9 protein-coding genes and 1 pseudogene are annotated in these 13,999 nt (G+C 73.7%); 6 read left to right on the top strand and 4 right to left on the bottom strand.

The genetic code is table 11. The annotated features are described in order from the left end of the window. Window positions 1-33: 33 nt before the first annotated feature. A pseudogene (locus DFQ13_RS30535) lies at window positions 34-612 on the top strand (TetR/AcrR family transcriptional regulator); the annotation flags it as partial. A 22-nt stretch (window positions 613-634) separates the two neighbouring features. Here DFQ13_RS30535 and DFQ13_RS30530 read toward each other — a convergent pair. The 4 genes from DFQ13_RS30530 to DFQ13_RS30515 all read right to left on the bottom strand — a co-directional run bounded on the left by DFQ13_RS30530 (window position 635) and on the right by DFQ13_RS30515 (window position 7,155). After that, window positions 635-2,071 (bottom strand): leucyl aminopeptidase, encoded by a 1,437-nt coding sequence (locus DFQ13_RS30530; protein WP_110082311.1) that lies wholly within the window; start codon window positions 2,069-2,071, stop codon window positions 635-637. Beyond that, a complete protein-coding gene (locus DFQ13_RS30525; protein ID WP_110082310.1) occupies window positions 2,068-4,587 on the bottom strand; it encodes a hypothetical protein in 2,520 nt (839 codons plus the stop codon). The genes DFQ13_RS30530 and DFQ13_RS30525 overlap by 4 nt, the downstream gene beginning before the upstream one ends. Before the next feature lie 268 nt (window positions 4,588-4,855). After that, window positions 4,856-5,962 (bottom strand): aminotransferase class V-fold PLP-dependent enzyme, encoded by a 1,107-nt coding sequence (locus DFQ13_RS30520; protein ID WP_110082361.1) that lies wholly within the window; start codon window positions 5,960-5,962, stop codon window positions 4,856-4,858. Continuing rightward, window positions 5,962-7,155: an MFS transporter gene (locus DFQ13_RS30515; RefSeq protein ID WP_110082309.1), complete on the bottom strand. Its 1,194-nt coding sequence runs from the start codon at window positions 7,153-7,155 to the stop codon at window positions 5,962-5,964. Before DFQ13_RS30515 ends, DFQ13_RS30520 begins: the two co-directional genes overlap by 1 nt. A 304-nt stretch (window positions 7,156-7,459) precedes the next feature. On the opposite strand from DFQ13_RS30515, the gene DFQ13_RS30510 reads away from it, so the two are divergent. From DFQ13_RS30510 to DFQ13_RS30490, 5 genes are all read left to right on the top strand, one after another. Further along, window positions 7,460-7,891, top strand: coding sequence for a L,D-transpeptidase (locus DFQ13_RS30510; protein WP_233438655.1), 432 nt, complete (start codon window positions 7,460-7,462; stop codon window positions 7,889-7,891). 427 nt (window positions 7,892-8,318) lie between these two features. After that, complete coding sequence (locus DFQ13_RS30505) at window positions 8,319-9,605, top strand: helix-turn-helix domain-containing protein (protein WP_110082308.1); 1,287 nt, start codon at window positions 8,319-8,321, stop codon at window positions 9,603-9,605. 194 nt (window positions 9,606-9,799) lie between these two features. After that, window positions 9,800-11,200: a fibronectin type III domain-containing protein gene (locus tag DFQ13_RS30500; RefSeq protein ID WP_110082307.1), complete on the top strand. Its 1,401-nt coding sequence runs from the start codon at window positions 9,800-9,802 to the stop codon at window positions 11,198-11,200. A gap of 761 nt (window positions 11,201-11,961) precedes the next feature. Next, a complete protein-coding gene (locus DFQ13_RS30495) occupies window positions 11,962-12,675 on the top strand; it encodes a histidine phosphatase family protein (protein ID WP_233427600.1) in 714 nt (237 codons plus the stop codon). Then, window positions 12,653-13,528, top strand: a complete 876-nt coding sequence (locus DFQ13_RS30490; protein WP_110082306.1) for an NAD(P)H-hydrate dehydratase — start codon at window positions 12,653-12,655, stop codon at window positions 13,526-13,528. The genes DFQ13_RS30495 and DFQ13_RS30490 overlap by 23 nt, the downstream gene beginning before the upstream one ends. The last annotated feature ends 471 nt before the right edge of the window (window positions 13,529-13,999 follow it).

Below are 13,999 nucleotides of genomic sequence, written 5' to 3'. Positions count from 1 at the left end.
ATGTCGCGTCTGACCCGGGTCGAGAGCCAGACCCGCAACCGCGAGTCGCTGCTGCGGACCGCGCGGCAGATGTTCCTCGCCGACGGCTACCACGCGACCTCCATCGCGCGGATCGCCGAGACCGCCGGGTTCAGCACCGGCGCGGTCTACTCCAACTTCGAGGGCAAGGCCGAGATCGCGCTGCTGGTGCTGCGCGACATCCACGGCGAGCAACTCGGCGCGCTGCGGGCGATGATCGCCGAACCGCTGGAGCTCGACGAGCAGCTCGACCGGCTGCGCGAGTGGGCCAACGGCGCCATGACCTGCGGCTGGCCCCGGCTGGAGCTGGAGTTCGCCCTAGACGCGCGGACCGAGGACGCGCTGGTGCGGGTCGAGGCCGACCGGCAGCGCTCCACGGTGGACTTCCTCACCGAGGTCATCGAGCAGCGGCTGACCGCCATCGGGGCCGACACCGGGGCCGTGCCGGTCCGCCTGCTGGTCGAGGCCGGGGTCAACCTGGCGATCGGGCTCGCCACCCGGCGGGTGATCGACCCCAAGGTGACCGCGGACAGCCTGGTCGACATCATCCGGACCACGCTGGCGGTCATCCCCCGGCACCCGGTCAAGGACTGATCCACCGGCTCTGATCTGCGGGTCAGACTCCGAAGTCCGGCAGGGGTGCCATCAGCAGCTCCACCAGGGTGCGCACGCCGAAACCGGTCCCGCCGCGCACCCACTCCCCGTTGTCGGCGTCCGCCACGGCCGTCCCCTGGATGTCCAGGTGCGCCCAGGGGATGCCCTCGGGGACGAATTCAGCCAGGAAGAGCCCCGCCAGCAACGCCGTCCCGTGCCGCACCCCTGTGGTGTAGTTCACCAGGTCCGCGATCGGCGAGGCGAGCTGCGCGCGGTAGGAACCCGGCAGCGGCAGCGGCCAGATCCCCTCCCCGGCCCGCGCCCCGGCGCGGCGCACGGCGTCGGTCCAGACCGGCGAGGTGCCCATCACCGCCGCCACCTCGCGCCCCAGCGCGACCGCCGCGGCGTCGGTCAGGGTGGCGATGTCCACGATCGCGTCCGGTTCCCGCTCCCCGGCGAGCACCAGGGCGTCGGCCATGATCAGCCTGCCCTCGGCGTCGGCGTTGCGGACCTCCACGGTGCGCCCGCCGCGCAGGGTCAGCACGTCGCCGACGCGGATCGGGTCGGCGCCGAGCATGTTCTCCGTCAGCGGCAGCCAGGCGTCCACCCGCAGCGGGCAGTCCAGCACCGCCAGCGCGGACACCGCCGCGAGCACGACCGCGGCACCGGCCATGTCGGCCTTCATGTCCACCAACTGGGCCGTGGGCTTGAGCGACAGGCCGCCCGCGTCGAAGGTCACCCCCTTGCCGACCAGGGCCACCGTCGCCCGGGGCGACTCGGGTTCGTGCGTGAGCCGCACCAGGCGCGGCTGCCTGGGTGAGCCCCGGCCGACGCCGAGCAGGCCACCCAGCCCCTCCTCGGTCATCCGCTCGACGTCCCAGACCTCGCAGCGGACCCCGGTCTCGGCGGCCATCGACCGGGCCCGGTCGGCGAACACCTCCGGGGTCAGGTCCTCCCCTGGTTCGTTGACCAGGTCGCGGGCCAGCAGCACGGCCGAGCCCAGCACCTGGGCGACCGCCAGCGCCGCCCGGGTCTCCCGCTCGTCGGCGACCACGATGTCCACCCTGGCCAGGATCGGCTCCACGGCGTCGGAGCGGTAGCGGGTGAAGCGGTAGCCGCCCAGCAGCAGGCCCTCGACGACGGCGCGGACGGCGACCGGGGCGGGCACCTCCCCCGGCACGGTCACGGCCAGGCTGGGCACGGTCACGGCCCTGGCCACCGCCGCCATCGCCCGGCGCAGGACCGCGCCGTCGACCCGCCCGCGCGGCCCCAGCCCGACCAGCACCTCCGTGCGGCCCAGACCGGGGATCGGCAGGACCTGCCCGACCGAGGCGTCGAAACCCGCGGCGCGGAGGAATTCCGGGGTGACGGCGTCGGCGCCCTCGCCCGCGAAGACCCCGACGACGGCCGCCGCCGCGGTGGCGGGCGGGCGCCGGACCAGGTCCCACTCGATGCTCATGGCCGTCGAGTCTGCCTCCCCGCGCCCCATGCCTCCAGGGTTGTGGCGTACTCGTCGGCCAGCCCACCCATGCCGCAGGCGCCGCCGACGCGCCGCCAGCCGCGGGCGGCGGTGATCGCGTACGGGTCGACCCGCAGGGCTTGCAGGTAGCAGTCCTCGGCGAGGACGGGCTGGCCCGCGCGCTCGAAGCACTCCCCGGCCAGCGCGTAGCCGCGGGCGGTGGCGATCGGGCCGAGGCGGGCGGTGCGCAGGTAGCTCTCGGCGGCGGCGTAGGTGTCGGGGTCCTCCCCCATCAGGATGGCCTCGGCGACCTCCATGTGGGTCTTGGGCTCGTACGGGTCCAGGGCCAGGACCTCGGCCACCCGGCGCGCGCCCAGGGCGGTGTCGCCGAGGGCGAATGCCTCCTTGGACCGGCTCTCCAGGCAGGCGCGCAGGTTCTCCCGGGCCAGGAAGTCCTCGTACGGGGTGCTCGGGACCAGGGCGCGGGCCAGTTCCTCGGCGCGGTCCATCTCCCGGGTGAGCCGGTCGCGGTCCCCGCGCAGGAACGGCACGTAGGTGACGCTGCGGTAGAAGCGGCTCTCCATCATCTTCTTCTCGAAGTCGGAGTACCCGTCGTCGGCGAGCAGTTCCGCCAGCGCCGCCTCCGCCGTGTCGCGCCAGGCCTGGGCCTCGTCGGGGGAACGGGTCTCGCGGGCGTGGAAGACCACGGCGAACACCGCGATCACGAACCGCAGGTGCGTGGGGCAGGCGGGGTGCCCGGCGATCTCGAACGACGCGGTGGGGGTCACCACGGCGGTGCCGACGCCGCCGACGTAGGCCACGACGTCGCGCCAGTGCCGCAGCCGCAGCTCCGCCGGGTCGGCGCCGAGGTCGGCCACCGGGACCGGGGGCAGCAGGTCGAGCACGACCTTGCCGAAGCCCAGCCGGAACAGCACCGCCGCGGTCAGGTACCGGCGCTCGGCGTCGGCCCCCGGGAACTCCTCGACCCACGCGCAGAGCCGGTCCCAGGCGGGGGTGCGCAGGTGCGCGGGGAGCTGCGCGGGGTGGTCGACGGCGAACTCGTCGAGGCCGGACTCGCGGACCAGGTTGGCGCGGAACGCGGGCGGCATCAGCCGCTGCCAGTGGGGTTCCGGCGGGGTGCCGCGCTCGGCGAACCCGTGCGCCAGGGTCGGCAGGTCGGCGTAGAGGCCGGGTGAGAGGGACTGCCCGAGGTCGAAGTAGGCCGCGTGCATCCGGTGGTGCCAGTTGCCGGTGTGCGGGCGGCCGGGGTCCGGGGCGGCGGCGCGGCGGACGACCTCGGCCAGCGGCTCGTCGTCGGCGCACAGGCCCAGCAGGACGTCGCGGGTGCGGGTGGAGCGGGGGGCGGTGCGGAAGGCGCGCTCGGCGAGCACCCTGGCGAACTCCTCGTGGCCCAGCCGCCGCGCCGCGCCCACCGCGCCGAGGAGGGCGAACGCCGTCCCGTACGGGCCGAGCCGGGCGGCGTGCAGCCACCCGGCGAGGGCGGTCTCGTCGTCGCCGTCGCGCTCGGCGGCCTGGGCGAGCTGCGCCCGCACCTTGATGTCGGTGGGGTCCAGGGCCACCGCCTCGGCGAGCACCGCGTCCTCGGCGGCGCGGTCGCCGGACTTCGCCGCGATGTCGGCCCGGCGGTCCAGGACGCGGCGGCGCATCTCCAGCGCCAGCAGGGACTCCTCCGGCGACTCCGGGGTGAGCGCGGCGGTCAGCGCGGCGGCGTCGGCGAGGACCCCGGTGGCCCGGCCCAGGTCGTGGGCGCGCTCGGCGTGCAGCGACTCGCGCAGCCGCAGCCGGGCGGTGAGCAGCGTGTGGTCGAAGGCGGACAGGTCGGTGACCATCCGCTTGAGCAGGTCGGCGGCGCGGCCGAGGTGCAGCGGGGCGTCGGCGTCGCTGTCGGCGTGCCGGGCGAGCAGGTAGCCGTACGCGGCGAGGGCCTGGGCGTGCGCCGGGGTGGGCAGCGGGTGGTCGACGAGCCGAGCGTAGGCGGCGCGGGTGCGCTCGCCCAAGCCCTCGACGGCGAAAAGGGCGGTGGCCCGCGCCAATTGCAGGTTCGCCAGCACCGGGTCGGCGCATTCATTGTCGGCGAGGTCCGCCGGAACCACGTCCAGAACGGCGGAATGCAGACAGACGGCGATCAGCCAATAGGCCAAACCGACGCGGTCGACGGAATCCAGTTCGTCTTTTCGGACGAATGCGGTGGTGAGTTTCCGCCAATCAGCACCCGCGAGCGGTTCCGGGAGGCCGGTCGGGTCGGTCGCGCGGTGCTCGCGCAGCCCCGACTCCCGGTGCAGCAGGGTGCGGAAGCTCGCGGGCATGCTCATGCCGAAGCGCGGCGCGAGCGGTGCCCGCAGTCGGAACAGGCGGGCCGCCAGCAGCGGCGAGCGGGCGTGCACCGGGGCCGCCGGTGAGTCCGATCCGTCCAGGTAAGGGCGGTACAGCTCGAAGGTCAGCCAGCTCGGGGCCTGCACCCCGGTCCGGCCGCGGGCGCGTTCCCAGCGGTCCACGACGACTCCCCCTCGGACCGGTTCGACCACCGCGGCGGTGCACCCGCCGCGGTGGCTCCCGGACGTGTTGTGCCTTCTCGAGCGCGGCGGCTCAGGCGTCGACGAGGCAGACCCAGCAGTCGGCGGCACCGGTGCTGATCTCGACCTCGTCGGCCAGGGATTCCCAGGACTCGTAGGACATTTCGCGCTCCTTTTTCCCGACGGCGAACGTGAGCGGAACATAGCAGCGGGAAACACGTCCGACAAGACGGTCACCGGGGCCGTCCTGTCAAGAAACCCGGCGGGTGACGGCCGTGAGGAATCGTCCGATCTCCGCGTCACCGGTCCAGTGGTGCGGGGCGGCGCGCACCCAGCCGTCCGGGTGCGACACGTGGTGCCCGTCGGCGAGCAGAGCGGCCACCAGGTCGCCGCCGGTCCGCGCCGGGTGCCGGAACGCCACGATCCCCGACCACTCGTCCGCCGACGGCTCGCCCGGGGTGGCCAGTTCGCAGCCCGCCTCCAGCAGCCCCGCGCGCAGCCTCGCGGTGAGCCCGCGGACCCGGGCGGCCACCGCGCCCAGGCCGATCCCGGCCAGCTCGGCCAGGGTCTCGGCGAGGCCCACCATGGCGAGCACGTCGTACATGCCGCCCTCGACCCTGGCGGCGGACGGGCGCGGGCGCAGGTCGTAGCGCAGCAGGCCGGGTCCGTCGAACAGGTCGTTGGCCCCCTCGTACCCGACCCACCCGCAGGGCAGCCGCAGCTCGTCGAGCCTTTCCCCGCGGCAGAAGAAGATCCCAGTGCCGGTGGGACCGCACAGCCACTTGTGCGCGCCCGCCGCGAGGAAGTCCACCGGGGTCGCCCGCAGCGACAGCGGCACCACGCCGAGGCTCTGCACGGCGTCCACGCACACCAGCGCCCCCGCCGCGTGCGCCAGCGCCACGACGGCGTCGAGGTCCACCCGGAACCCGGTGGCGAAGTGGACGTGGCTCACCGCGACGAGCCGGGTGCGCGGGCCGAGCGCCGCGGCGACGTCGTCGAGCCGGTACCCGTTGCCGCGCAGCGGGACCCAGCGCAGGCGCACGCCGTCGAGGCGCCGCCACGGGTGCACGTTCGCCGGGAAGTCGCCCTCGAACACCACCACCTCGTCGCCGGGGCGCCAGTCGATCCCGTCGGCCACCAACTGCAACCCGGTGGAGGTGTTGGGCACGAACGCGATCTCGTCCTCCCGGCAGTCGAGCAGGCCCGCGGCGAGCGCGCGCGCCCGGCGCCGCGCGGGGAAGACCCGCCCGATCTCGGCACTGCCGAAGGGGAACACGTCGTTCAGAGCCGCGGCCATGGCCACCCGCGCCGGTTCCCGCAGCCGCCCGAGACCGGCGTAGTCCAAGTAGGATTCCATCACGCCGCCCGGCGCCGGAGCAGGGCGACGCCCAGCGCCGCCAGCAGCGGCACGCCGTGCAGCAGCAGCACCCACTCGGCCACCCTGGACGGGGCGAGGACCGCGCTGGTGACCACCAGGCCCGCCATGAACCCGCTGTTGACCACCACCTGCGACAGCCCGAACACCGACCCGCGCTCGCGGTCCGGCAGCCGCTGCACGGCCTGCTTGAACGCGATCTCGCTGAACGCGTCCCCGATGCCCGCGGCCACCCCCGCCGCGATCCGCAGCCCCCAGGTGTCCGCCTGGAACAGCCCGATGAACCCCAGCGACATGACCACCGTGGACAGGCAGAACACCAGTCCGGGCGCGCGGGCGATGAGCCGGTTGGCCAGTGGTCGCAGCGCGAAGCTGCCCAGCAGCAACCCCGCCGCCCACCCGCCCCAGAGCAGCCCGGCGACGCGCTCGGCGCCGTCCGCCGACAGCGCGCCGCCGAGGATCGGGATGCCCACGTGCTGCGAGGAGCTGCCGAAGGCGTCCAGGGCGCGCAGCGCGAACAGCGGCACCAGCCCGGCCGCCACGACCACCGGCCACGCCGCCACCCGCGCGGTGCCCACCGCCCCGGGGTCGTCCTCGCGCAGCCGCACCCGCAGCGCCAGCAGCACCGCCGCCGACAGCGCGTAGGTCGCCGCGTCCAGGGCGAACACCCCGCGGAACCCGACCAGCGGCACCACCAGCGCCGAGAGCCCCATGCCGAGCAGGAACGCCACGCCCTTGAGCCCGGCCAGGACGCTGTTGACCAGTTGCGCCCGCTCCCCGGCGAGCACCGGCGTGGCCGCCGACAGCGTCCCCTCGAACACCGACCGCCCGATCCCCACGGCGAACACGGCCGGGTAGAGCCACCACCGCTGCGCCCCGTCCGGCAGCACCGCGAGCAGCCCCAGCACCACCAGCCGCAGCACGTCGGCGGTGATCATGGCGGTGCGGCGGTCCCACCGGTCGCCGAAGGCGTGCCCGAGCCTGCCGCCGACGATGGCGCCCGCGTAGAGCAGCACGCTGACCAGGCCGGTGGCCAGGGCCGAGCGCGTGCGCTCCCAGACGAACACCGACAGGCAGACGAAGTCGAGCGCGTACCCGATGTCCGAGACGGCCTTGGCCGCCAGCAGCGCACCGAGCTGCCCGCAGCCCGGTCGGGCCTTCACCGCGGAGGTCATCGGCACATCAAACCGGCAACCGGCCGCGGGGCACAGGGTTTCGCGCGACAACCGGTCGGTGTTCCGCCCGTCGGCCCGGTGTGGACACGATCATCACCACCCGTTGCCGGAGATCATCCGGATACCCCCGGTCGGTGCGACCGACAGCGGCGAGTCGTCCGCCGCGACGGTGTCCGCTGACACGCTGCGTGAAAGTTTGGCGTTATGCCGCCGCTCCACGGTGGTAGGTAACCGGCAAGCAGCACCGATCACGAGCCCGCCCCGGCGGGCGGATGGGAGGAATCCGATGGGAACGCTGCGGAGGATGGCAGGGATCGCCGCCGCGACGGCGGCGGTCGGAACCGCGGTGACGCTCGGGGCCCCGGCCGCGAGCGCCGCCGAGCAGGGCCGGGTGTGCGCGCCGGAGGCCAAGGCGTGCGTCTCGCTGAGCACCCAGACGACGTGGCTGATGGCCGACGGGGTCGCCTACTACGGCGGTGTGCCGATCACCAGCGGCAAGCCGGGGTACGAGACGCCCCCGGGCACCTACCACGTGACCTTCAAGAACATCGACCACTGGAGCAAGGCCTACGACGCGCCCATGCCGTACGCGGTGTTCTTCACCGAGAGCGGCATCGCGTTCCACGAGGGCAGCCTGACGCAGGCGTCGCACGGCTGCATCCACCTCTCGCAGGCCGCGGCGAAGCTGTACTTCGATTCGCTGCAGCCCGGTGACGTGGTCCAGGTGGTGCCGTAACCGGCAGCGGGGCGATCCGGGGAGCAGGCCGCAGCGCAAGCTGCGGCCTGCTTCTTGCATATCGCACTCGAAAACGGAAGGCGCCGAAAATCCGGGGCATCCCAATGCTCGCGGTATTTCGACACCGGTGTTCGCAATGATCCGCGTCACCGAGCATTCACCGCCATTGTGGCTGTACATTGGGGGTGGAGGTTCACCGGTTTGGCGGATTGCCTCACGTTCCGCTGTGGACGGTGTCCCACTTTCGGGTTGACCTGCGAGAAGTTGTCCGTTCACCGAGACCCGGACAGCGGCACCGAGTAGGCGATCGACTACTGTTCGGTGCATCATTGACACGATCGTGGCGACTTCCCTAGTGTCGCCGCCCGGAACAGCACCAGCATGAGTAGACATTCGTCGTCCATTTGTCACACGGGAGCGGGCCTGAATGCGCAGTGAACGGATCGTCGACGTCGGCCAGGGAATCACCTCGGCCCTCGCGCGCGTCCCGGCGCAGGCGGGTCCGGACCGGACCCCGGTCGGGGCGGTCGTGCCCCCGGCCTTCGCGGGCAGGCTGCGCGCGCTGACCGGCCGGGTGACCGCCGAGGCCATGCGCGAGATCCGCCGCTCGGTGCCCGCCTACCGCCAGCCGCTGGAGGGCCGCTTCGGCGACGTGTTCACCGCCCGCGTCGAACTCGCCGTGCGCCAGGCCTTCGAGCACCTGATCGACCCCACCGCCCCGGACGCCCGCTGGCGCGCGGAGTTCCACCGCGCGGGCCGCGTCGAGTTCCAGGAGGGCCGCACCAGCGACGCCCTGCAGACCGCGGTCCGCATCGGCACCCGGGTGGCCTGGCGGCTGCTCAGCGTCGAGGGCCAGCACGCGGGCGTCCCCGCCGACACCCTCTTCGGCATCGCCGACGCGCTGTTCGTCTACGTCGACGAGCTGTCGGCCATCGCCATCGAGGGCTACACCGACGCGCAGGGCGAGGCCTCCGGCGCCCGCGAGCGCCGCCGCCGCCAACTGCTGGACCTGCTGCTCGGCTCCCCCGCCGCGGCGCCGTCGACGGTGGCCTCGTTCGCCGCGACCGCCGACTGGGTCGTGCCGGATCGGGTCGCGGTGCTCGCGCTCGACCGGCGCGCCGTGCCCGCGGTCGAGGGTGCCCCGTTCGGCCCGGAGAGCCTGCTGGACCTGGAGAGCGACGTCCCGTGCGTGCTGCTGCCGGACCCGGACGAGGCCACCCTGGCCGAGGTGTCCCGCTGGCTCGGCGGCGCCACCCCGGCCACCCGCGGCGTCGGCGCCCTGGGCCCGAGCGTCCCAGCCGCCGAGGCGGGGCGGTCGCTGGCCGTCGCCCGGCGGGTGCTGGAGCTGTCCGGGCGCGGGCTGCTGCGCGGCGCCACCCCGCTGGTGCGCTCCGGCGAGCACTTCACCGAACTGGCGCTGACCGCGGACGAGTTCCTGGTCGACCACATCGCCACCACCGCGCTGGCCCCGTTCGACGCGCTGACCGAGCGGCAGCGCGAGCGGCTGGAGACCACCCTGCTGGCCTGGCTGGACACCCGGGGCGGGGTCGCCGAGATCGCCGCCCGGCTCGACGTGCACCCGCAGACCGTGCGCTACCGCATGCACCAGGTGGAGGCGCTGCTCGGCGACCGGCTCACCGACCCGGACTCCCGGTTCACCATCGAGATCGCGCTGCGGTCACGGCGGATGCGCGAACCGTCCGACAAAGCCTGAGACATATTCGCCTTTTTCCGTTCGTTTGTTCTCCCCGACGTGGTTCCCCACATCCGGGTGCTGTTTGCTGACAATTACCCTGCGCGGTATTGCCGACCGGTGACAGCCGAAAATACGATTCGTGACGGCACGGTTTCCCCACCCCGACCTCTCTCGGTCGGCGGTGCGCACCCGGGCTCCGAGGGGGGTGTGTGATGGGTCGACGACTGTCGACACTGCTCGCGGCGGCGTTGCTGGCGCTGCCCGCGCTCCCGGCCGCGGCCACCGAGCCACCGGCGTCCACCGAGCAGGCCGCCCCGGTGGCCAGGGCGCCGATCCCGACCGCGCCGATCCCCTACACCTGCGACTTCCCGGTGATCGGCGCGCAGCCGGTGCGGGTGGTCGTCGGCGCCGACCTGCCCGTCGCGGTGCCGCTGGGCGCCCCGTCCGACGGCTTCGCGGTCGCCGCGGCGCTCACCGTGCCCGACGAGGTGACCCGGGCGCTGGTGCTGGCGGGCACCGGCCGCCTCGCCGGTTCCGCCAGGGTCGACACCGCGGTCACCGGCCCGGAGGGGCCGCGGACCGTGCACGTGGCCGCGGCGATCACCGAGGTCGCCGTCCCCGCCGACGGGGAGCTGACGGTCGTGGCCACCGGCACCTTCCCCGAGCAGGTGCTGCCCGTCCCCGGCCTGGCCGAGGTCGCGATCGCGGCCATCACCCTGAGCCTGGCCCCGGACTCGGCGCCGGGCTGGGCGGGCGTGGACGCGGGCCCGGTCGAGGTGGCCTGCGCCCCGGACGCGGGCGCCACCACCGCCCTGGGCACCACCGAGGTCTCCGCGGCGGTCGACTGGGCCGCCCCCACCGACGTCACGGTCACCGGGACGACCGCGGACAGCGTCACCCTGTCCTGGGCGCCCCCGACGGGCCGCCCGGTCACCGGCTTCGACGTCCGCCGCGGCGACGAGGTCGTCACCGCCGTCACCGGCACCACGGCGACGGTCGACGGCCTGGCCCCCGGCACCGAGTACACCTTCGCCATCCAGGCCCGCGACGACACCGGCGGCCGCTCCCGCACCAGCGACCCGGTCACCGCCCGGACCCGCAGGGGGACGGTGAACCGCAGCTACGACATCGCGGCGGTCACCCACAACGTCGCCTCGGACGTCTCCCTGCGCTTCACCGGCGAGGCCCACGCGGAGATCGACCTGGCCACCGGCATCTCCACGGTGGACCTGAGCCTGCACCCGACGACGGTGCGGGTGCGGCTGTACGGGGTGCTCCCGGTCACCGCCACGGTCGCCTTCGAACCCGGCGCCACCACCGGGACCCTGTCCGAGGAGGGCCTGTCGGTGGCCACCCGGATCACCATCCGCCTCCCCGGCATCAGCGTCTTCGGCTACCCGGTCAGCACCGGCCCCGCCTGCCGCACCAGCGTCCCGGCCGACATCACCCTGCACTCCGACGGCACGTTCGACCTCGCCGACGGCGGCACCCTCTCCAGCACCTACACCATCCCGCCCCTGGCGGGCTGCGGCGGCATGACGGCGATGATCAGCAGCATGGCGGCGGGCACCGGCAACACCCTCGACCTCACCCTGACGACCCCCGGGTCGTAGACCCGGTCCCCGACAGCCGCAACCACCGGCGCAGCAACAACCAGCCACGCAAAGCACCACCGCGCGCAGCGGTCGACCGCCCCGCCACCCGCCGGCCGGGCGCCCAACCACGCCGAACCCCCAGCGGCGCAGCCGCCAACCACCCGCCAGCCGGGCGGCCCGCCACCCGCGATCCCACCGGGCATAGCGGCCAACCACCCCACCAACCGCCAGCCAGGCGGCCCCCACGCCGAACCGCCAGCGGCGCCGCCGCCAACCACCGGCCGGGCGGCCCGCCACGCCGAACCTCATCGGCGCAGCGAAAACCGACCACCCCCGCAACCGCCGGCCCGGCTACGGATATGCCCGGGTGGGTGGATGTGCTTGGGTGGGGGAAGCGATCATGTGCAAGCCTGCCTGGGCAGTGGGGCACTCTTTTCGCCCCACTCGGTCACACCAGGCACATGATCGCTGCAGGGGCCCCACCCAAGCAGATCCACCCACCCGGGCGCCAACAACAAACGACCGGGCTTTGAAACCACGACACGGCTGAGCAGATCCACCCGGGCACGCCCACAAAACGACCGGGCCTTGAACCGACAGCACACGACGCAATCCCGCGCGAAGCAGATCCACCCACCAAACGATCGGCGCTTGCAGACCAACGGCACGCTGAGCGGATCAGCCCCCGAGCGGCACAAGACCACGGCAAGCCCCACCCGGGGTTCCGGCCCGCCCAGAACGGGTATGTCGGGCGCGTGACGGATCTTGGATGGGTTGGTGTGGTCAGGCACGGTGAGAGCACCGGCAACGTGGCCAGGGAAGAGGCAGAGGACGGCGGGCGCGACGTCATCGACATCGCCGAGCGGGACGCGGACGTGCCGCTGTCCCCGCGCGGCGAGGACCAGGCGACGGCCGTCGGGCGGTGGTTGGCCACCCTGCCGGAGGAGCAGCGGCCGGAGGTGATCGTGTGCTCGCCGTACCAGCGGACGTTCAGCACCGGCCGACTGGCGGTGGCGGAGATCGACTACGAGCCGGTGTGGGTGGTGGACGAACGGCTGCGGGACCGCGAACTCGGCGTGCTCGACCTGCTCACCGCGCGCGGGGTGGCCAACCGCTTCCCCGACGAACTGGTCCGCAAGGAACGCCTCGGCAAGTTCTACTACCGCCCCCCGGGCGGCGAGTCGTGGGCCGACGTGGCCCTGCGGCTGCGGTCCCTGCTGGCCGACCTCGAACGCCGCCACCCCGGGGCGCGGGTCCTGCTCTTCGCCCACGAGATGACCGCCTACCTGCTGCGCTACCTGCTGGAGGGCGTCCCCGAGAAGGAACTGCTCACCGTGGCGCACAGCACCGTCGTCGCCAACGGGTCGGTGACCTCCTGGGTGCGCGAGGACGACGGCGGGTTCCGCATGGAGCACGAGCACGCCACCGAACACCTGCGGGTGCGCAACGTCCCGCCGACGGAGAGCGAAGATGCCGAAACCGAATCGGTCTGACCCCACCCCGATCACCTCGGCGCTGCTGCGTGAGTGGGGGCCGCCCGGAACCGGCAACGGCACCGTGCTCGTGGTGGGCGGCGCCCGGCGCGCACCGGGGGCGGTGCTGCTCAGCGGCATCGCCGCACTGCGCACGGGCGCGGTCACCCTGCAACTGGCGGTGGTGGAACGCCACGCGTCCGCACTCGGCCTCGCCGTCCCGGAAGCCCTGGTCGTCGGCCTGCCGGAGGCCGACAGTGGTGCCGTGTCCCGCGACGCGGCCGACGTGCTGGCCGACCTCGTCGCCGACGCCGACGCCGTCGTGCTCGGCCCCGGCCTGACCGACGTGGACGAAACCGGCGCGCTCCTCGAAAAGCTGCTGCCCCTGGTCGCCGAGGACACGCCCGTGGTGCTCGACGCGTTCGCCCTGGGCGCCATCGGCACCCACCCGGAACTCGCCGAACCGGTGCACGGCAGGCTGCTGCTGACGCCGAACACCGTCGAGGCCGCCTACCTGCTCGGCCGCCCGGAGGACCCCGTCGAGGACTTCGTGGACGCGGCCATGGAGATCGCGGAACGCCACCGGGCCGTGGTGAGCCTGATGGGCGTGGTCGCCGACCCGGGCGGGCAGGTGTGGCGGGACGCGACCGGGCACGTGGGGTTGGCCACGTCGGGCAGCGGGGACGTGCTGGCCGGGCTCGTGGGCGGGCTGCTCGCCTGCGCGGTCGATCCGGCTCGGGCCGCGTGCTGGGCCGGGCACGCGCACGCCATGGCGGGTCAGCGGCTGGTGCCGAGGACCGGGCTCACCGGGATGCTGGCGCGCGAACTGCTCGACGAGGTGCCGCTGGTGCTGGTGGAGCTGCGGATGGGTTAGGACTTGTTCGTTGCGGCCGGTCTCTTGCTGTGATGCCCGGGGGGGGTCTGCTTCCCTTGGCTGTGTTTTCAGAGCCCGGTCGTTTGGTTGGTGGTGCCCGGGTGGGTGGATGTGTTTGGCCGGGGCCCCTATGGCGATCATGTGCTCCAGTGCGTCAGGTGGGGCTGAAAAGATGCCCCACCGCCCAGGCAGGCTGTCACATGATCGCCACCCCCGGCCAAACACATCCACCCACCCGGGCAGTTGGCTCGCCGGGCCGCCGGTTTCCGGGTGGCCGGCTGGGCAAGCACCTCCACCACCTAGGCACTTGCTCGCCGGGCCAGCGGTTTTCAGGGTGACCGGCCTGCGTTCAGGACCTCCACCCACCCGGGCAATCGCTCGCCGGGCCAGCGGTTTTCAGGGTGACCGGCCTGCGTTCAGGACCTCCACCCACCCGGGCAATCGCTCGCCGGGCCAGCGGTTTTCAGGGTG

This window comes from Actinokineospora spheciospongiae (genome assembly GCF_003182415.1).
GTDB classification, from domain to species: Bacteria; Actinomycetota; Actinomycetes; order Mycobacteriales; family Pseudonocardiaceae; genus Actinokineospora; species Actinokineospora spheciospongiae.
The sequence above is the reverse complement of the archived record's forward strand: the minus strand, read 5'-3'. Positions and strand labels throughout refer to the sequence as shown.